17 protein-coding genes are annotated in these 18,747 nt (G+C 74.4%); 9 read left to right on the top strand and 8 right to left on the bottom strand.

What is annotated here, in order from left to right; genetic code table 11:
• Positions 1 to 33 precede the first annotated feature (33 nt).
• The 4 genes from ACWIYF_RS11905 to ACWIYF_RS11890 form a co-directional block, all read right to left on the bottom strand.
• Entirely contained in the window at positions 34 to 1,059 is a 1,026-nt protein-coding gene (locus tag ACWIYF_RS11905) for an oligopeptide/dipeptide ABC transporter ATP-binding protein (protein WP_448628344.1), read from the bottom strand.
• A complete protein-coding gene (locus ACWIYF_RS11900; RefSeq protein ID WP_448628343.1) occupies positions 1,056 to 3,074 on the bottom strand; it encodes a dipeptide/oligopeptide/nickel ABC transporter permease/ATP-binding protein in 2,019 nt (672 codons plus the stop codon). Before ACWIYF_RS11900 ends, ACWIYF_RS11905 begins: the two co-directional genes overlap by 4 nt.
• Positions 3,071 to 4,012 carry an ABC transporter permease gene (locus ACWIYF_RS11895; protein ID WP_448628342.1) on the bottom strand — a complete coding sequence of 314 codons (942 nt, stop codon included), beginning with the start codon at positions 4,010 to 4,012 and terminating at the stop codon, positions 3,071 to 3,073. Before ACWIYF_RS11895 ends, ACWIYF_RS11900 begins: the two co-directional genes overlap by 4 nt.
• Positions 4,013 to 4,094: 82 nt before the next feature.
• Entirely contained in the window at positions 4,095 to 5,651 is a 1,557-nt protein-coding gene (locus ACWIYF_RS11890) for an ABC transporter substrate-binding protein (RefSeq protein ID WP_448628341.1), read from the bottom strand.
• Between the two features lie 186 nt (positions 5,652 to 5,837).
• Here ACWIYF_RS11890 and ACWIYF_RS11885 point away from each other — a divergent pair, with 186 nt between their 5' ends.
• The 5 genes from ACWIYF_RS11885 (at position 5,838) to ACWIYF_RS11865 (ending at position 10,963) form a co-directional block, all read left to right on the top strand.
• Positions 5,838 to 6,653, top strand: coding sequence for an IclR family transcriptional regulator (locus tag ACWIYF_RS11885; RefSeq protein WP_448628340.1), 816 nt, complete (start codon positions 5,838 to 5,840; stop codon positions 6,651 to 6,653).
• Positions 6,654 to 6,796: 143 nt separating this feature from the next.
• Positions 6,797 to 7,765, top strand: a complete 969-nt coding sequence (locus ACWIYF_RS11880; protein WP_448628339.1) for an alpha/beta hydrolase — start codon at positions 6,797 to 6,799, stop codon at positions 7,763 to 7,765.
• Positions 7,762 to 9,237, top strand: coding sequence for a family 43 glycosylhydrolase (locus tag ACWIYF_RS11875; RefSeq protein WP_448628338.1), 1,476 nt, complete (start codon positions 7,762 to 7,764; stop codon positions 9,235 to 9,237). Before ACWIYF_RS11880 ends, ACWIYF_RS11875 begins: the two co-directional genes overlap by 4 nt.
• Positions 9,234 to 10,406: a family 1 glycosylhydrolase gene (locus ACWIYF_RS11870; RefSeq protein WP_448628337.1), complete on the top strand. Its 1,173-nt coding sequence runs from the start codon at positions 9,234 to 9,236 to the stop codon at positions 10,404 to 10,406. Before ACWIYF_RS11875 ends, ACWIYF_RS11870 begins: the two co-directional genes overlap by 4 nt.
• A 2-nt stretch (positions 10,407 to 10,408) precedes the next feature.
• On the top strand, positions 10,409 to 10,963 hold the full coding sequence (locus ACWIYF_RS11865; protein ID WP_448628336.1) for an antibiotic biosynthesis monooxygenase: 555 nt from the start codon (positions 10,409 to 10,411) through the stop codon (positions 10,961 to 10,963).
• A gap of 7 nt (positions 10,964 to 10,970) precedes the next feature.
• Here ACWIYF_RS11865 and ACWIYF_RS11860 read toward each other — a convergent pair whose 3' ends face one another.
• Both ACWIYF_RS11860 and ACWIYF_RS11855 read right to left on the bottom strand, forming a co-directional pair.
• The gene (locus ACWIYF_RS11860) at positions 10,971 to 11,732 is read right to left on the bottom strand and encodes a hypothetical protein (RefSeq protein WP_448628335.1); all 762 of its coding nucleotides are present in this window, start codon (positions 11,730 to 11,732) and stop codon (positions 10,971 to 10,973) included.
• Positions 11,733 to 11,829: 97 nt separating this feature from the next.
• Positions 11,830 to 12,879: a zinc-dependent alcohol dehydrogenase gene (locus tag ACWIYF_RS11855; RefSeq protein ID WP_448628334.1), complete on the bottom strand. Its 1,050-nt coding sequence runs from the start codon at positions 12,877 to 12,879 to the stop codon at positions 11,830 to 11,832.
• 10 nt (positions 12,880 to 12,889) lie between these two features.
• On the opposite strand from ACWIYF_RS11855, the gene ACWIYF_RS11850 reads away from it, so the two are divergent.
• On the top strand, positions 12,890 to 14,608 hold the full coding sequence (locus ACWIYF_RS11850; protein WP_448628333.1) for an IlvD/Edd family dehydratase: 1,719 nt from the start codon (positions 12,890 to 12,892) through the stop codon (positions 14,606 to 14,608).
• 6 nt (positions 14,609 to 14,614) lie between these two features.
• Here ACWIYF_RS11850 and ACWIYF_RS11845 read toward each other — a convergent pair whose 3' ends face one another.
• Together ACWIYF_RS11845 and ACWIYF_RS11840 are read right to left on the bottom strand one after the other, a co-directional pair.
• The gene (locus ACWIYF_RS11845) at positions 14,615 to 15,379 is read right to left on the bottom strand and encodes a dihydrodipicolinate synthase family protein (protein WP_448628332.1); all 765 of its coding nucleotides are present in this window, start codon (positions 15,377 to 15,379) and stop codon (positions 14,615 to 14,617) included.
• A 73-nt stretch (positions 15,380 to 15,452) separates the two neighbouring features.
• On the bottom strand, positions 15,453 to 16,283 hold the full coding sequence (locus ACWIYF_RS11840; protein ID WP_448628331.1) for a nucleoside hydrolase: 831 nt from the start codon (positions 16,281 to 16,283) through the stop codon (positions 15,453 to 15,455).
• Positions 16,284 to 16,412: 129 nt separating this feature from the next.
• On the opposite strand from ACWIYF_RS11840, the gene ACWIYF_RS11835 reads away from it, so the two are divergent.
• Genes ACWIYF_RS11835 through ACWIYF_RS11825 form a run of 3 tightly spaced genes read left to right on the top strand, consistent with a single transcriptional unit; the run spans position 16,413 to position 18,744 of the window.
• Positions 16,413 to 16,970 carry a quercetin 2,3-dioxygenase gene (locus tag ACWIYF_RS11835; RefSeq protein ID WP_448628330.1) on the top strand — a complete coding sequence of 186 codons (558 nt, stop codon included), beginning with the start codon at positions 16,413 to 16,415 and terminating at the stop codon, positions 16,968 to 16,970.
• Positions 16,952 to 17,881 carry an alpha/beta hydrolase fold domain-containing protein gene (locus ACWIYF_RS11830; protein ID WP_448628329.1) on the top strand — a complete coding sequence of 310 codons (930 nt, stop codon included), beginning with the start codon at positions 16,952 to 16,954 and terminating at the stop codon, positions 17,879 to 17,881. Before ACWIYF_RS11835 ends, ACWIYF_RS11830 begins: the two co-directional genes overlap by 19 nt.
• 14 nt (positions 17,882 to 17,895) lie before the next feature.
• Positions 17,896 to 18,744: a fumarylacetoacetate hydrolase family protein gene (locus ACWIYF_RS11825; RefSeq protein WP_448628328.1), complete on the top strand. Its 849-nt coding sequence runs from the start codon at positions 17,896 to 17,898 to the stop codon at positions 18,742 to 18,744.
• The last annotated feature ends 3 nt before the right edge of the window (positions 18,745 to 18,747 follow it).

The raw sequence follows: 18,747 nt of genomic DNA, 5'->3' as shown, positions 1-18,747 counted from the left end.
GCTTTATCCCGATAAAGCACGCTCGGGGTGGCGCTACAGGGCGGCGGGGACCCGCTCCGCGTGGTGGCAGGCGGTGAGGCTGTCGCCGACCAGCCGCAGCGGCGGCCGCTGCTCGACGCAGACGTCGGTGGCCAGCGGGCAGCGCGGCACGAACGGGCAGCCCACGGACGACGGCTGCGCGGCGCCGGCCGTGCCGAACCCGGCGGCCTCACGCGCGGCCCGGCGAGCGGCCTGCTCGGCCGGCCGCGGCACCGGCGCGGCCGCGGTCAGGGCGACGGTGTACGGGTGCCGCGGGGCCTGGGTGACCGGCTCGACCGGCCCGGTCTCCATGACCTGCCCGCGGTAGAGCACCACCGCCCGCTGGGCCAGGAACCGGACGACGCCGAGGTCGTGGGCGATGAACAGGAACGCCAGGCCGCGCTGGTCGCGCAGGTCGGCGAGCAGGTTGAGCACCTGCGCCTGGGTGGAGAGGTCCAGCGCCGACACCGGCTCGTCGAGGACGACGACCTCGGGGTCGCACACCAGCGCCCGGGCGATGGCGATCCGCTGCCGCTGCCCGCCGGAGAACTGCGACGGGTAGCGGTCGATCGCGTCGCCGGGCAGGCCGACCGACTCGAGGCCCGCGCGCGCCTTGGCCAGCGCGGCGTCCCCCTTGATACCCATCAGCCGCAGCGGCTCGACCAGCGTCTGGCCGATCGTGCGGGCCGGGTTGAGCGAGGAGTACGGGTCCTGGAACACCACCCGCAGGTCGGCCACCAGCCGGCTGCGCTCCTTGAGCGACATCGAGGTGATGTCTCGGCCGTGCAGCTTGACCGTGCCGGCCGCCGGCGGGTGCAGGCCCAGCACGGCCTTGCCGATCGTCGACTTGCCCGAGCCCGACTCACCGACCAGGCCGACGGTCTCCCCCGGCATGATGTCGAAGCTGACGCCGTCCACGGCCGGGGTCGCCTTCTTCGCCTTGCGGCCGGAGCCGTAGCGGACGACCAGGTCGCGGATCTCGAGAGCGGGAGCGGTGGCTGACGAGGGGCCCGCAGCCTGGTCGTGGATGGCGGCGGTCATGAGGACACTCCAGCGGTCGGGGCGGTCTCGTCGGCGGGCTCGAGCTGCTCGTGGCCGGGCACGGTCTCGGCGCCGGCCTCCTCGGCCTCCCAGGTGACGTGCGCGCGGGACAGCTCGTCCACCCGGATGCACAGCACCGAGCCGTCGCCGTGCGCGGGCAGGGCCGGGAACGGCACCGTGCACTTCTCCTGGGCGAACTGGCAGCGGCCGGCGAACCGGCAGCCGTTCGGCCACGACCCGGGCGGCGGGACGGTGCCCGGGATGGAGGCCAGCCGCTCGGGCACCGGCTCGCCGTCGGGCACGTGCGGGTTCGCCCCGAGCAGCGCCATCGTGTACGGGTGCGCCGGGTCGTCGAGCACCCGCGCGGCGGTCCCGGACTCGACGACCGTGCCCGCGTACATGACGGTGACGTCGTCGCAGATGTCGGCGACCACGCCGAGGTCGTGGGACACGATCACGACGGACAGGCCGGTGTCGCGGACCAGCGCCCGCAGCAGCGACAGGATCTCCGCCTGCACCGTGACGTCGAGCGCCGTCGTCGGCTCGTCGGCGATGAGCAGTTTGGGCTGGCCGGTCAGCGCCAGGGCGATGCAGACGCGCTGCGCCATGCCGCCCGACAGCTGGTGCGGGTAGCTCTTCAGCACCCGCTCGGCGTCGACGATGCCGACCTGCTGCAGCAGTTCGGCGGCGATCCGCCGGGCCTCGCCCCGGCCGACGCCGCGGAACCGGCGGATCGGCCCGGTCAGCTGGTAGGCGATGGAGAACATCGGGTCGAGGGCCACCATCGGCTCCTGGGAGATCATCGCGATCTCCCGGCCCCGGACGGCGGTCAGGTCCTTCTCCGACAGGCCGACGAGCTCGCGGTCCTGCCAGCGGATCGAGCCGCCGGAGACCGAGACACCGTCGGGCAGCAGGCCCATCAGCGAGCGCGCGGTCATCGTCTTGCCGCAGCCGGACTCGCCGACGAGCCCCAGCACTGCGCCCTGGCGCAGTGTGAACGACACGTCGCTCACCAGCTGCGGCCCCTCGTCCACCGAGATCGACAGGTCGCGCACCTCGAGCACGGCGTCCGCGTCTGCCGGGGCATCGACCGGCGGAGGCGCCACGGCCGGCTTCCTCCGGCGGACGCGGAGCTTCTCCACCGACGCCTTGCCGGCGATCGCGTCGGCGAGCTCGTTCGCCGCCACGACGGTCAGCGCCAGCACCAGGCCGGTCGGCACCAGCAGCCACGGCGCGTCGAAGACGTGCCCGGAGGCGTCCTGGATCATGAAGCCCCAGCTGGGCTCCGGCTCGCCGGGGCCGAAGCCGAGGAACGCCAGGCCGGCGACGATCAGCAGGCCGATGCCGAACAGCTGCGCGGCCTGCACCGCGACCACCGTCGCCATGGACGGCAGCACGTGCAGCAGGTTGACGCGCAGCGAACCGAGGCCGTTGACGCGGGCGGCGTCGACGTAGAGCCGCTGCCGCACCGACTGCGCCACGCCGAGCATCACCCGGTAGACCGCGGCGGAGATCAGCACGCCGAGGATCGCCATGACCGCGTAGAGCTTGTTGCCGATGGCGCCGATGACCGCGAGCAGGATGATCGTGGAGGGCAGCGCGAGGAAGACCTCGGTGATGCGGCTGATGACCCGCTCGACCCGGGGCCCGCGCTCGGCGGCGATCAGCGCCAGCGGCACGCCGATGCCGAAGGCCACGACGAGCATCAGCGCCGACGAGAGCAGCGGCAGCGCGCCGGCGGTGAAGATCCGGGACAGCAGGTCGCGGCCCAGCGGGTCGGTGCCCAGCCAGTGCGCAGCGGAGGGCAGCGCGAGCCGGTTCGCGGTGTCCTGCTCGGTGACCTCGTAGGGCCGCCACCACGCCGCGGTGAGCGAGGCGACGATGACGAAGGTCAGCCAGACGGCGCCGAAGACGCCGCCGGGACGGCGGAGGAAGCCGGGCAGACCACGGCGGCGGGCCGGCGGGACGGGCTCGGTGGCGACCTCGTCGGCCGCGTCGAGGGGCAGGACGCTCATGCCGTACGCACCTTCGGGTCCAGTGCCGCGACCACGAGGTCGAGCAGCAGGTTGATGACGACGACCACCACGGTGGCGATGACCACGACGCCGATCAGCGCCGGGAAGTCGTGGCTGCTGGCCGCCTGCTGGCTGGCCTGGCCGAGGCCGGGCAGCGCGAAGAGGTTCTCGATGATCACCGAGCCGCCGAACAGCGCGATGAACTGGATGCCGAGCACCGAGACCACCGGCACGCTGGCGAAGCGCAGCGCGTGCACGTAGCGGATCCGCCACCTCGGCGTCCCCATGGCCCGCAGCGTGCGGATGTGCTCCTGGCCGAGCGCCTCCCGCATGCCGGCAGCCGCGGTGCGGGCGATGATCGCCGCCCCGCCGACGGCCAGGGTGAGCACCGGCAGCAGCAGGCTGTCGAACCAGGCGGCCGGGTCGGCGGAGAACTCCACGTAACCGGTGGCCGGCAGCAGCTCGAGCTGGATGGCCAGCACGTAGACGAGCAGGACGCCGACCCAGAACGCGGGCAGGGAGAGCGCGACGCCGGCGCCGGAGGTGATGAACTTGCCGAAGCGGCCGCCGCGCACGGCGGCGGTCACGCCGAGCAGCACGCCGACGACGCCGGACAGCAGCGTGGCGAACAGGGCGATGAACCCGGTGACGGGCAGCCGGTCGGCCAGGTCCGAGCCGATGTCCCGGCCGTCGATGAGCGACGTCCCCAGGTCGAACCGGAAGAGCTGGCCCAGGTAGTCGAAGAACTGCACGAACAGCGGCCGGTTCCAGCCGAGCGCCTCGTTCTCCGCGGCGATCTCGGCGGCGGTGGCGCCCGGCCCGGCCTTGACCGCGCCCGGGCTGCCGTCGCCGAGGTGCACGAGCAGGAAGCTGATCAGCACGGCCGCGAGGATCGTCCCGACGGCCAGGGCCAGCCGCTTGGCGACGTAGGTGAGCATCTGGGGGTCCTCGTCCGCTCGGGTGGGCTAGGGGTTTCGGAGGCCGGTGGCCGCGGGTCGTCCCGCGGCCACCGGCCGTCGCTCAGCTGGCCGGCTGGATCGCCGAGAGCGCCAGGTAGTTGTTGGCGCCGGCGAACGAGGGCTCGGCCACCTTCTCGGCGTTGTAGCCGTAGTAGGTGAAGTCCTCGTAGACCGGGATGTACCAGACGTGCTCGGTGAGGGCCCGGTTGAGCGCGGTCAGCGCCTGCTCCTGGGCGTCACCGGTGGCGCCGAGGGCACCGCCGAGGGCGCCCTCGATCGCCGGCTCCTTCGCGCCCTGGGTGTTCATGAACCCGCCGTAGACCACACCGGCGACGAAGCCGGCCGGCTGGGCGCCGACGGCGAACGGGCCCCAGAGCACCGGGTCGGTGTTCACCGCGGCGAAGACCTGATCGGTGGAGGTGGCGACGACGAAGTTCATGGTGATGCCGACCTCGGCCAGCTGGCTCTGGATCGCCACCTGGTCCTCGTCGGGCTGGCCGAGCACGGTGACGTTGAACTCGAAGCCGTCGGGGTAGCCGGCCTCGGCCAGCAGCTGCTTGGCCTTGTCCGGGTCGTAGCCGAACTCCTCGTCGAGCGCCTCGTCGAAGCCCGCGGCACCCTCGGGGAACAGCTGGGAGGTCGGCCGGGAGCCGTCGTGCAGGTCGCTGACCAGCTTGTCGCGGTCGATCGCGTACATGATCGCCTGGCGGGCCTGCTCGTTGCCGAACGCCGGGTTGGTGGCGCCCGTCTTGTCGGTCACCGGGAAGCCGACGATCGTGCCGCCCTGGCTCACCGTGCTCTGCCGCGACTCGACCAGGTCGATCGTGGTCGGGTCGAGGATACCGGCGACGTCGGCCTGGCCGGAGACGACGGCGTTGGCCAGCGCCTGCGGGTCGGTGATGATGTCGAAGACGATCGTGTCGTAGGCCCAGTCGCCCGCGTCGTGCGCGTCGGCCTTCCTGTCCAGGGTGTAGGTGCTCGCCTTGGTGGTCTCGTCGGCGTTGAGCTCGTAGGCGCCCGAACCGTCCGGCGTCGTCTCCAGCGAGGTCGGGTCGGCGATGCCGTCGGGGCCGACGATGATGCCGGCCGTGTCGACCAGGTTGTTCTCCGGCGTCGCCTGCGGCGCCTTCCAGGTGATGACGACGGTCTGCGGGTCCGGCGCCTGGACGTCGGTGATCTCCGCGGCCTGGCCGGGGGCGATCGAGCCGTAGGCCTCGAGGTCGGGGTCGCTGCGGCGGTCGAGGTTGGCCTTGACCACGGTCGAGTCCAGCGGCTTGCCGTCGGTGAACGTGACGTCGTCGCGCAGCGTCAGCGTGGTCTGCAGGTTGTCCGGGCTGTTCGAGAAGTCGGACACCAGGCTGCCCTCGACGGTGCCGTCGGGCTGGGTGACGAACAGCGAGTCGTAGAGCGCGGCGTAGAAGGTGAACTGGCCCTGCGAGTAGAGCAGCGCGTCGTAGCCGTTCGGCGCGTAGTCCGCGTCGCTCGCGACGGTCACGGTGTTCTCGGCGCTCTGGCTGCTGCCGCCGCCACCGCCGCCCCCGCCGCTGCACGCGGCGAGCGACGTCACGGCCGCGGCCGTGACCAGCGCCGCGCCGGTCCGGAACGTGAATCGATTCATGCTGTGGTGGCTCCTTCGCCTGACAACGGAGGGGTCATGTGGGGGCCGGGCTCGGCCGGGCCGGAGCACCCGCTCGGCTTGGGCGCCAACGATGCGGTCCGGGTCACAGGGGCGTCAGGCACAATGCCGCTCAATGGAAAACAACTGTGGCGCCCGCCTCATGGGTGACGATCAGGAATCCCTCCGGTGACCGGCGCCTCTGCTGAGCCGGCCCGGGTCCGCGGGAAGCGGCCGCCGCAGGGCGATCCCGTCGTCGACCGGGCGTTCGCCCTGCTCGGTGCGTTCGACGCCGGCCACCGGTCGCTGACGCTCGGCGAGCTGAGCCGGCGCAGCGGCATCCCGACCAGCTCGACGCTGCGGCTGGCGACCCGGCTCATGGCCTGGGGCGCACTGGAACGGGGTGTCGACGGCCGGTTCACCATCGGGCTGCGGCTGTGGGAGGTCGCCTCGCTGGCGCCGCGCGGCCAGGGCCTCAAGCAGGTGGCGCTGCCGTTCATGGGCGACCTCGAGGAGGTCACCCGCCAGCACGTGCTGCTCGCCGTCCGGGAGGGTCAGGAGGCGCTGCTGGTGGAGCGGCTGTCCGCGCACGGGGCGATGGCGGTGCTCTACCGCGTGGGCGGGCGGCTGCCGCTGCACTCGACGGGGGTCGGCCTGGTGCTGCTCGCGTTCGCCGAGACGGCGTTCCAGGAGTCGACGCTGGCCCAGCCGCTGATGCACCAGCCCGAGAACGTCGCCGTCTCCCCCGCCGCGCTGCGCCGGACGCTGGCCGAGATCCGCCGCGAGGGCTTGGCCACGCTGCGCCGGCGCACGCCGCAGCCGCTGGTCAGCGTCGCCGCGCCGATCTTCGGCGCCGACGACCGCATCGCGGCCGCGCTGTCGGTGGTCGTGCCGCAGGAGAACGCGGAGCCGCGGCTGCTGGGCCCCGCCGTGCGGACGGCGGCCCGCTCCATCTCCCGTGGCCTCGGCGCCCGCCGCTCGATCGGCTTCGCGGGCGGCGCCTGAGCCGCCCTTCCGCTCAATGGCAGAACCGTGGGATCCGCCCGGGCGCGCGGGCGATGCTCGCGAGAGCGCCCGTGGCGGGCGCCACATCCGGCCCCGCCGTGACTCCGCCCGCCCACCCCACGCTTCGCGCCCGGAGGACATGAGTGCCCATCCACCCCGCGATCGCCTCGAAGCTGCACCTGCTCGAGGGCATCGCGTCGTTCGAGACCGCCATGGCCGACCCGGTCCAGCGGGCGCTGCTCGACGAGTTCATGTCGATCACCGGCGCGCCGCAGCCGCCTGCTGTCGAGACGCGCGAGGAGGCGGCTCCCGGCCCGCACGGCCCCGTGCCGGTGCGCGTCTACGTCCCGGCGGAGCCCGGCCCGGACCGGCCGGCCCTCGTGTGGGTGCACGGTGGCGCGTTCGTCGGCGGTGACCTGGAGATGCCCGAGGCCGACTGGACCGCCCGGCAGATCTGCGAGCGCGCGGGTGCGGTCGTCGTCAGCGTCGACTACCGGCTCTGCAACGAGGGGATCCACTACCCGGTGCCGCACGACGACGTCGTCGCGGCCTTCCGCTGGGTCCGCGACAGCGCCGCCGAGCTCGGCGTCGACCCGGCGCGCGTTTCGCTGGGCGGCGCCAGCGCCGGCGGCAACCTGGCGATCGGCGCCGCGCTGAAGCTCCGCGACGAGGACGGTGCGCCGCCGGCCGCGCTGCTGCCGATCTACCCGGTGGCGCACGCCGTCGTCCCGCCGGCGTCCGCGTCGCTCGCCGCGAAGATGGCCGAGGTCCCCGACGTCCTGCGCTTCTTCCCGCCGCAGACCCGCTGGTTCAACGAGAACTACCTCGGCGGGCCGCTGTCGACCGCCGACGGCTACGCGTTCGGCGCCCAGGCCGTGCTCGAGGGGCTGTGCCCGACGCTGGTCATCAACGCCGAGTACGACGACCTGCGGGCCTCCGGCGAGGCGTTCGTCGCGCAGTGCGCGCTGGCCGGGGTCGACGTCCGGCAGGTGACCGCGGTCGGCATGCTGCACGGCTTCCTCAACACCCGCCCCGACATCGAGCCGGTCGGGCAGGCGCTGGACCTCATGGCCGACGTCGTCGCCGGCGGCCGCGTGCGGGTCCTCGCGTGAACCCGCTGATCCCGGGGTTCAACCCCGATCCCAGCATCGTCGCCGTCGACGGCGCCTACTACCTGGTGACCTCGACGTTCGAGTACCTGCCGGCGCTGCCGGTGTACCGGAGCACCGACCTGGAGACGTGGGAGCACATCGGCAACGTCGCGACCCGCGCGGAGCAGGTCGACCTCGAGCACGTGCCGACGCCGGGCGGCGTCTGGGCACCGACGATCCGGTACCGCGACGGTGTCTTCTTCGTGATCGTCACGGTCTTCCTCGGCGGCCGCGGCTGCGTCGTCTTCACCGCGACCGACCCGGCCGGGCCGTGGAGCGAGGGAACGCCGATCCCGGCGGTCGACGGCATCGACCCCGACCTCGCCTGGGACGACGACGGCACCGCCTACGTCACCTACGCCGAGCACCCCCACGCGATCCGGCAGGTGAAGGTCGACCTCGCCACGGGAGAGGCGCTGGAGGAGCCGCGAGCGCTGTGGGCCGGCAGCGGGCTGTACTCCCCGGAGGGCCCGCACCTGTACCGGCGCGGCCAGCACTGGTACCTGCTGGTCGCCGAGGGCGGCACCGACCGCGGCCACGCCGTCACCGTGGCCCGGGGCCCGTCCCTGCAGGGCCCGTGGGAGAGCTGCCCGGCGAATCCTCTGCTCACCGCCGCCGGCACCGGCTCTCCGATCCAGAACACCGGCCACGCCGATCTCGTCGACACCCCCGGCGGCGGGACGGCGATGGTGCACCTCGGCGTCCGGCCGGTCGGGCTGGCGCAGGCGTACTCGCCGCTCGGCCGGGAGACGTTCCTGACCTCGGTCGAGTGGGTCGACGGGTGGCCGCAGGCGCGCTTGCCGGAGCCGGCGCCGGGGCGGGGCACCGAGGAGTCCTTCGACCTCGCCGACCCGGCCGCGCTCGACGACCCTGGCTGGCTCGCCGTCCGCCGGACGCCGGGCGAGGTCGGCAAGCCCACCGCCGGAGGTCTCGCGATCACCGCGGACAGCACCGGCCTCGACGGGCCCCGGCCGTCGTTCGTCGGCCGCCGCCAGCGCCACCTGCGCGCCACCGTCGCCACGACGGTCGACGCGTCCGCCGGGACCGGCGGCCTGGCCTCCCGCTACGGCGAGGACCACTGGTTCGCGATCGAGGCCGCACCCGACGGCACGGTCACCGCGCGGGCGCGGCTCGCCGGGCTGGACCGCACGTGGGTGGCCGTCCTCCCGGCCGGCGACGTGGAGCTGCGCCTGGAGATGACGCCGCCGCCGTCGGACTTCTCGGCCGGCGCCGTGGGCGGCGACCGCATCCGGCTGGTCGCCTCGTCCGGCGGGCAGGACGTCGTCCTCACCGAGCTGGACGGCCGCTACTGGACCTTCGAGGTCGCCAAGTCCTTCACCGGCCGCGTCGTCGGCCTCTACGCCACCGAGGGCACCGTCACCTTCGCCGACTTCCGCTACCGCGGCAGCGACACCGAGGAGATCACGACATGACCACCTTCCCCGACGGCTTCCTCTGGGGCGCGGCGACCGCCGCCCACCAGGTCGAGGGCGGCAACGTCAACAACGACCACTGGGAGCTCGAGCACGTCCCGCACTCGCCGTTCGCCGAGCCGAGCGGGGACGCCTGCGACTCCTGGCACCGGTGGCCCGAGGACCTCGACCTGGTCGCCGGCGCCGGGCTGAACAGCTACCGGTTCAGCCTGGAGTGGAGCCGGATCGAGCCCGAGGAAGGCGAGTTCTCACGGGCGGCGCTGGACCACTACCGGCGCATGGTCGACGGCTGCCACGACCGGGGACTTGCCCCGATCGTCACGCTCGTCCACTTCACGCAGCCGCGCTGGCTGCTGCACGACGGCGGCTGGACCGGCCCGAAGACCGGCGACCGGATCGCCCGCTTCGCCGAGTTCGCGCTCCCCGCGCTCGAGGACGCCGCGTACGTCGCCACGATCAACGAGCCGAACCTCATGGCCGCCCAGCCGGTGCTCGCCGGCATGGCCAGGCGCGGGGAGCCGATCCACGGCCTGCCCCGCCCCGACCAGGGCGTCGCCGAGGCGCTGCTCGGCCTGCACGACCGTGCCCGGGAGGTGTTCCGGGGCGCCGGTCTGCGGACGGGCATGACCCTGATCGGCCGGGAGAACATCGCCGAGGACGGCGGCGAGGAGCGCATGTGGGAGGAGCGCGCCGCGTTCGAGGACCAGTTCCTCCGCGCGGCCGACGGCGACGACTGGGTGGGGCTGCAGATCTACACCTGCGCCCGCTTCGGCCCGGACGGGCTGGTCCCGCCCCCGCCGGAGCTGCAGACGCTGGCGCACGGCATGGAACGCCGCCCGGAGGCGCTCGGCGCCGCGGTCGCCCGCGCCGCCGAGGTGCTGCCCGGGACGCCGATCCTGGTCACCGAGAACGGCATCGCGACCGCCGACGACGAGGACCGGATCCGGTTCACCACCGACGCGCTGACCGGCCTGGCCGGGGCGATTGCCGGCGGCGCCGACGTCCGCGGCTACGTGCACTGGAGCCTGCTCGACAACTTCGAGTGGATGCTGGGCTACCGGCCGACGTTCGGCCTGGTCGCCGTCGACCGGGAGACGTTCGCCCGCACGCCGAAGCCGAGCCTGGCGTGGCTCGGCGGCGTCGCCCGCCGGAACGCGGTGACCATGTGACCATGACCGGAACCGGCACCGACGGCATCACCGTCGTCGTCGCCCGCGAGGTGGCGCCCGGTCACGAGGAGGAGTTCCACCGCTGGGTCGGCGACCTCCTCGGGGCCGCCCGGCGCTTCCCCGGCTACCTCGGCTCGGGCGTGCTCAAGCCGGTGGCCGGGGGCTCGGTGTGGCACGTGGTCTACCGGTTCGAGTCCCCCGAGCGGCTGGCCGGCTGGGAGCGCTCGACCATCCGCAGCCGGCTGCTGGAGCAGGGGTCGGCGTTCATGGAGACCGTCGCCGTCCGCCGGCTGGACGGGATGGAGACCTGGTTCGATCCGCCGGCGGCCGCGCCCAAGCCCCCGCCGCGCTGGAAGACCTTCGTGATGACGGCGAGCGTCATCCTGCTGCTGCAGTTCCTGATCTCCACCGCGCTGCGGCCCCTGGTCGGCGACTGGCCGCTGTTCCTCCGCACCGCTGCGGTGATCGTCCCCCTCGTGGCGCTGATGACCTGGGTCGTCATGCCGCGCCTGTCGCGCGCGCTGGCCGGCTGGCTCTACCGGAGTGCCCGCGGCTGACGGGCCCTCACGCCGGGAACGGCAGCTGGTCCAGGGCGCCCGTCCTGGCCGGTGCGTGCCGGGCGGCCCGCCGCGCCGCCGCACGCCGCTCGCTCATCCGCCGGGCGTGCGTGAGCCGGGCCTCCGCGATGCCCGGCGCGGTGAAGCCGTCGACGGACAGCCGGCAGGCGGTCACCGGGATCCAGCGGATCCCTCCGTCGACGTCCCGCACCCCCACCAGCAGCCCCCGGTTCTGGCGCCGCAGCTCCAGGGAGAACCCGCGCACCGCGGCCTCGGTGGCCGCGGCGTCCCCGGCGCCGGGGCCGTAGAGCCAGGTGACGTGCCGGTGCTGCCGCCGGTCGGCGTCGTCGCGCTCCCGCCAGGCGGCGTCCGGCAGCGGCGCCAGCTGGACCTCGAGGACGGCGTCGAGCTCGTCCACGACGAGCTGCAGGTCGGCCGCTCCCGCCGGCCCGAGCAGCGTGCGCGCCCGCGGCTGGTGTCCCTGCCCGGCCAGCCACCTGGTCAGGGCGGGCTCGTACCTCAGGTGCTCGTACGCGAGGCCGGCGTCGGTACCGGACCTGGCGAACCGGCACCAGGAGTCGGCGGCGCGGTGGCGGAAGCCGGCGCCGGCGAACAGCCGCTCGCCGCACCCACCGGCCCGCGTGGAGCACCAGAACCGGCCGCGGTAGTGCGCCACGAGCCGGCGCGCACCCGGCACGTCGTCGGGCAGCACGACCGCGTGCGAGCCCTCCGGCCCGTCCGTGACCGCCCACCGCAGTTCGCCGTCCACCTCGCCTCCCTGGCTCGGACGACGGCACCGTACGGGCGGCCACCGACGAAAACCGCGGGACGGCCGGCCTGGGGGGCGCCGCCGCCGGCCGCAGGCCTCATCCCGCGGGGACGACGCCCGGGTCGACGTGCACCTTCGGACCGGGCCCGGAGCCCTCCGGTCGCCGTCCGGCCAGGACGTCGGCCACCAGCTCGAGGCCGACGGTGGCCGCGACCAGCTGCCGCGGGTCGACCTCGCCGCTCGCGTAGGCCGCGATGGTGGCCTCCAGGCCCGGCGAGGCCGACAGGATCCCGACCGCCGTGACGTCCCCGAGCAGCAGCGTGCGGGTGTCGATCGTGCTCGGCGTGCCGGCGATGCCGATGTAGACGACCCGGCCGGCGGGTTCCACCAGGTCGAGGGCGAACGCGGGAGAGGCGACGTGCGTCGAGGCGTCGACCACGGCGTCGAACGGCAGGTCCGGCAGGGTGTCCCGGCTCCAGGCCGAGGCGAACCCGAGGTCGCGGGCGAACGCCAGCGACGCCTCGGTGACGCCCAGCAGGTGCACCTCGGCCCCGGCCGCGCGCAGGAACATCGCGGTCAGCAGCCCGATCGTCCCGGGGCCGATGACCAGTGCCCGGTCGCCCGGCCCGGCGCCGGCGGCGCGCGCCGCCCGCCAGGCGTTGCCGCCCGGCTCGACCAGCGCGCCGAGGGACTCGTCGACGGCGTCCGGGAGCTCGTGCAGCGACCAGGCGGGGACGGCGAGCTGCTCGGCCAGCGCGCCGTGCCGGCCGCCCCGGATGCCGACCTCCTGGCGGGCCTCGCAGACGTGCTGGTCGCCGCGGCGGCACCGCCGGCAGGTCCGGTCGCCGAGCATCGTGTCGCCCATGACCCGCCGGCCCAGCCAGCCGGCGTCCACGCCGTCCCCGACCGCGGCGACCCGGCCGCACCACTCGTGCCCCGGCCGCAGCGGGTAGGAGGAGTGCCCGGTCTGCAGGTAGGACAGCTCGCCGGTGAACAGCTCGACGTCGGTGCCGCACACGCCGACCCGCTCGACGTCGACCACCACCTCACCGGGCGCGGCGACCGGGACGGGCACCTCGTGCACCGCGCAGTCGCCGGGTCCGGAGAGCACGACCGCGCGCATGGTCTGGACACGGGACGAGGACACAGGAGCAAGGATGGCGGTCGTGACCCTTCGCAGCGCGCAGTGGTACTCCGGCGACGTCCGCAACGCCTACATCCACCGGGCGTGGATGCGCCGCGGCATCCCCGACGACGCGTTCGAGCGGCCGCAGATCGCGATCGCGAACACCGCCTCGGACCTCGTGCCGTGCAACTCCCACCTCACCGAGGTGGCCGCCGCCGTGCGCGACGGCGTCCTCGCGGCCGGCGGCACCCCGCTGGAGATGCCCGTGCTGGGCCTGGGCGAGACGCAGGTCCGGCCGACGGCGATGCTCTGGCGCAACCTCGCGGCGATGGAGATGGAGGAGATGTTCCGCGCCAACCCGGTCGACGGGCTGGTGCTGCTCGGCGGCTGCGACAAGACGATCCCGTCGCTGCTCATGGCCGCGGCCTCGGTCGACCTGCCGGCCGTCGTCGTGCCCGGCGGGCCGATGCTGACCGGCACCTTCCGCGGCGTGCCCATCGGGTGCGGCACCGACGTCTTCCGGCTCTCGGAGGAGGTGCGGGCGGGCACGCTCTCGGCGGAGGAGTTCGCGCGGTCGGCGACGGCGATGATCCGCAGCCGCGGGCACTGCAACACGATGGGGACGGCGTCGACCATGGCGCTGGTCGCCGAGGCCCTGGGCACCGTCGTCCCCGGGGTGGCCGGCACCCCCGCCGCGGACAGCCGGCTGCTCGAGGCCGCGCACGGCACCGGGCGGCTGGCCGTGGAGATGGTCGCCGCCGACCGCAGGCCGTCGACGTTCCTGACCAAGGCATCGTTCGCCAATGCCATCGTCGCGCTGGCCGCGATCGGGGGTTCCACCAACGCGGTCGTCCACCTGCTCGCGATCGCCGGGCGGCTCGGCATCGACCTGACCCTCGACGACTTCGACCGGATCGGCTCCGGCGTGCCGGTGCTGGTCGACCTGCTGCCGGCCGGCCGGTTCCTCATGGAGGACTTCCACCGCGCCGGCGGCCTGCTCGCCGTCCTCGCCGAGGTGCGCGACCTGCTCGACCCCGGCGCGCTGACCGTCACCGGCAAGCCGCTGGTCGAGTACCTGGACCACGCGCCGGTCTGGGACCCGGAGGTCATCCGGCTGCGCCGGGAGCCGCTGGTCGAGCACGGTGGCATCGCCGTGCTGCGCGGCAACCTCGCGCCCGACGGCGCGGTGATCAAGCCGGCCGCGGCGTCACCGCACCTGATGCGGCACCGCGGCCGGGCGGTCGTGTTCGACTCGATCGAGGACTTCTCCGCCCGCGTCGACGACCCCGGCCTCGACGTCGACGCCGACTCGGTGCTGGTGCTGCGCGGCTGCGGGCCGAAGGGCTACCCCGGCATGCCCGAGGTCTCCAACATGCCGCTGCCGAAGAAGCTGCTCGAGGCCGGCGTCCGCGACATGGTCCGGGTCTGCGACGGGCGGATGAGCGGCACCGCCTACGGCACCGTCGTCCTGCACGTGGCGCCCGAGGCCGCCGCCGGCGGCCCGCTGGCCCTGGTGCGCACCGGCGACGTCATCACGCTGGACGTCGAGGCCCGGCGGATCGACGTCGAGGTGGACGACGCCGAGCTGGCCGCCCGCACGCCGAACGAGGCCACGCTCACCGGGTTCGCGAATCCCCGGCGCGGCTGGGAGCGGCTCTACGTCGACCACGTGCTGCAGGCCGACACCGGCGCCGACCTCGACTTCCTCGTCGGCTCGAGCGGCTCGGAGGTCAGCCGCGAGTCGCACTGAGCGCGGTCAGCCGCCCACCCGGGTGACGACGGAGGTGCCGAAGCGCTCCGCGGCCGCGCGCTTGTAGCCGGCCGGGAAGTCGACCGAGGCCGCGCGGTCCGCGGCGGCCGCCCGCACCTGGGCCGCGCCGTCGCCGGCGAAGGCGGCGACGCACTCCTCGGGCGCGACGTTGGCGGCGGCGACCAGCGCCCCCGCGGCGCCGATCGCGCCGGAGAGTCCCATGAGGCTCGCCGCACCGGTCCAGAGGTCGCCGGCGAAGATCTGCCGCTCGTGCAGCAGCCGGGCGGCGTCGCCGGAGGAGTCCTTGAGCCCGGCCACCGGCAGCTCCGGCAGCAGGTGCACCGGGATGCCCGGCGCCGAGGCGCCCGGGAAGTGGTAGGCCAGCAGCGGTCCGGACGCGGCCTTCGCCACGGTGTCGTAGTACCGCCGCGGGTCGGCGACCCCTGGCGGGGACAGCGCCAGGACGGCGTCGGCGCCGGCGTCGAAGGCCCGCTCGGTCAGCGCCGCCGACTGCCGGCCGGTCGGTGCGCCCGTGCCGGCGATCACGGGCACGCCGGCCGGCAGCGCGGCGCGCGTGGCGGCGACGAGCTCGGTCCGCTCATCGGGGGTGAGGGTCGCCGCCTCCCCCGTCGTCCCGGCGACCAGGACGGCCGTCACGCCGAGGTCGACGAGGCGCGCAGCGAACTCGGCGGTCGCCTTCGCCTCCAGGGCGCCGTCCTCGTCGAACAGGGTGACCAGCGCCACGCCGACGCCGGTGAACAGATCAGCCATGCCCTCATCGTGCTCGGCTTCCGGCCCTCCTGCCCACCTCGCTACCGGGCCCTGACCGGCGGCACAGCGCCCGTCAGCGGCGACGCTCGTGCAGGCGCAGCCTCGCCAGCATGTCCGCGAACAGCATCCGGACGTCGACGGAGGTGTAGACGCGGCCGTTCGGCGTCGTCCGGAACTCGCTGGACTCGTCCCCCAGGGCGGTGACCAGGACCGGCGGGCTGTCGCCGAGCGGCCAGACGCCGCCGAGCTCGACGAAGTCGGGCAGCGGCAGCTCGGCGAACCGGGTCCACAGCCAGCGCCCGACCCGGCCGCTGCCGCCGAGGTCGTGCTCGAGCTCGGCCACGGAGTAGGCGCAGCGGCGGTAGGTCTCCAGCGGGAACTGCCAGATCGTCAGTCCGGGAGTGGCGAGGACGAACTCGGCGGCCGCGGGGTCGGTGTCCCGGTTGTACTCGGCCGCGCCCGGGTCGAGCGCGCCGCCGATCCAGACCAGGGTGAGCCGCTGCGCGATGGCCGGCTCCTGCCGCAGGGCCTGCGCGACGTTGGTCAGCGGACCGCCGCAGACGAGGAACAGCGGCAGCGGATCGTCCCGGAGGGCCTCGGCCACGATCGCGTCCGCCGCCGGGGAGGCGGAGTCGCCGAAGGGCCCGTTGCTGCCGGCGTGCACCGGCGGCGGCTCCGGCATCCCGATCAGGTCGACCAGCTCCTGCGCCAGGACGGCGCCGTCCGAGGCGCCCTCCGGCGCCCCGAAGACCGGGTTGATGAACGAGCTGGTCACCGCGACGACGCGGTTGGTCGGCGACAGCAGATGGTGCGCCAGCGCGACCAGTCCGTCGGGGTCGCCGGACCAGTCGTTGTCGACGACCACCCGGCTCTGCACGCCGAGCTGCAACTGCGGGAACGTCACGCCGGCCACTGTGACCTGCCCGGCGGCGTGGCATCAGGATCGTTGCCGCTCAATGGCACCCCGCTGGGACGCGGTGACGGCGGTCACCGATGCTTCCCGGGTCACCGCCGACCCGGACCGGGAGAACGCATGAGCTTCGAGTACCTGATCGACCCCGCGAAGGGCCCGCGGTGGAAGGGCGCCCTCCCCGGCAAGCCCAAGCCCTACGTGCTGCGCCGCGGCGAGGGCGAGACCGCGATGCTCTTCGGCGACCTGTTCACCGTGCTGCTCTCCGGCGACGAGACCGAGAACCAGTTCGGCATCATCACCGCCGACTCCCCCGCCGGCGACGTCATCCCCACGCACTCGCACAACGCCACCCACGAGACCTTCTACGTGCTCGAGGGCAAGGTCCGGCTGTTCTTCGAGGACGAAGAGGGGCAGAAGCAGTCGTCGCTGCTCACCCCCGGCGACTTCGGGTTCGTGCCGGCCGGCTTCGCGCACGCGTACCAGATCGTCGAGGACGCCCGGATGATGGGCACCCTCTCCGGCGGCTTCGAGCGGTTCTTCCAGCACATGGGCACGCCGACCGACCACGCCACCAAGGACCAGCCGCCCTTCATCCCCGACTTCCCGCGCATGCAGGCCGCGGCGCAGCAGCACAACATGCAGTTCATGCCGGACTACACGTGGCCGACGCAGGACTGACGCCCCCGGCCCTCCCGCTCCCCCCGCCCGCACACGAGCTCCCGCTGCCCACGCCGCACGCCGGCGCGGGGGGCACGCGGCTGCTCCTCGGCGTCCCGTACGCGGCCATCCCGGGGATCCGCCCGCTCGAGCTGGACCTGGTGCTGCCGCCGGAGTCCGACGGTCCCGTGCCGGTCGCCGCCTTCCTCCACGGCGGCGGCTGGCGGCTCGGCAGCCGGCACGCGGCCGGCCCGGCCTACCGCGGCGCGGACCCGACCCCGTTCGAGCGGCTGGCGCAGGCCGGGATCGCCGTCGCCAGCGTCGACTACCGGCTCTCCGGCGAGGCGACCTGGCCGGCCCAGCTGCACGACGCGAAGGCCGCCGTCCGCTGGCTGCGCGCCCGCGCCGGCGAGCTCGGCATCGACGCCGAGCGCATCGCCGCGTGGGGCGAGTCGGCCGGCGGCCACCTCGCCGCGCTGCTCGGCCTGGTGACCGACCCCGCGCTGGAGGGCGAGGTCGGGATCAGTGGGACGTCGAGCGCGGTCGCCGCCGTCGTCGCCTGGTACGCGCCCACCGACCTCGTCGGCTTCGCGGCCGACGCCGGCACCGACCCGTCGGACCCGTCGACCCGCGAGGCGCAGCTGCTCGGCGCCCCGGCTCCGGACGTTCCCGAGCGGGCGGCGCAGGCCAGCCCGGTCACCCACGTGACCCCGGACGCGCCGCCGTTCCTGCTGCTGCACGGCGCGGCCGACCGGTTCATCCCCGCGGTCCAGAGCGAACGGCTGCACGGCCTGCTGGTCGAGGCCGGCGTGGCGGCCGAGCTGGACCTGTACGCGGACGCCGACCACATGTGGCTCGGCTCCCCCGAGGCGGCCGAGCAGGCGCTCGTCCGCACGATCGACGTCCTGCGCCGGCGCTTCGGCGTCCGCTGAGAGGAAGAGCAACGATGAGGATCGTCGGCATCCGCCGGGACGGCGGAGGAGTCGAGGTGGCCGCGCTGTCGGACGACGGCGCGCAGGTGACCGTGGTCGCCGGGCTCGAGGAGTTCTGGGCCGACGCGGCCGGGCACCTCTCCCGCACGCCGGCAGGGCAGACCGCGGCCGCGGCCGACGTGGAGTTCGTGCCGCCCGTGCTGCCCGGCGCCCGGGTGATCTGCATCGGGCTGAACTACCTCAAGCACGTGGCCGAGGGTTCGTTCTCCGGCCAGGAGCTGCCGCCGTACCCGACGCTGTTCGCCCGCTGGACGCAGTCGCTCACCGTCGGCGGCGCCGCGGTGCCCGTGCCGTCGAACGAGGACGGGCTGGACTGGGAGGGCGAGGTCGTCGCCTACGTCGGCGCGCCGCTGGTGGACGCGACCCCGGACGAGGCGCTGGCCGCCGTCGTCGGCTACTCGACCTTCAACGACCTCACCTCGCGCCGGGCGCAGAAGCTCACCTCGCAGTGGATCCTCGGCAAGAACGGCGACAACTCGGGCCCGCTCGGCCCGCTGGTGCCGGCGGCCGAGGTCGGCGACCTGCGCGACGGCCTGCGCGTGCAGACCCGGGTCAACGGCGAGGTCGTCCAGGACGGCCGGACCGACGAGATGGTCTACACCGTCGGCGACACGCTGTCCCTGATCAGCCGGACGTTCACGGTCCGTCCCGGGGACCTCCTCGCCACCGGCACGCCGTCCGGCGTCGGCTACGCCCGCGAGCCGCAGTGGCTGCTGCACCCCGGCGACGTCGTGGAGGTCGAGGTCGAGCGCCTCGGCGTCCTGACCAACCCCGTCGTCGGCAACGAGACCCGGAAGGCCTGAGAC

The organism is Geodermatophilus sp. URMC 64 (assembly GCF_053502555.1).
The sequence above is the reverse complement of the archived record's forward strand: the minus strand, read 5'-3'. Positions and strand labels throughout refer to the sequence as shown.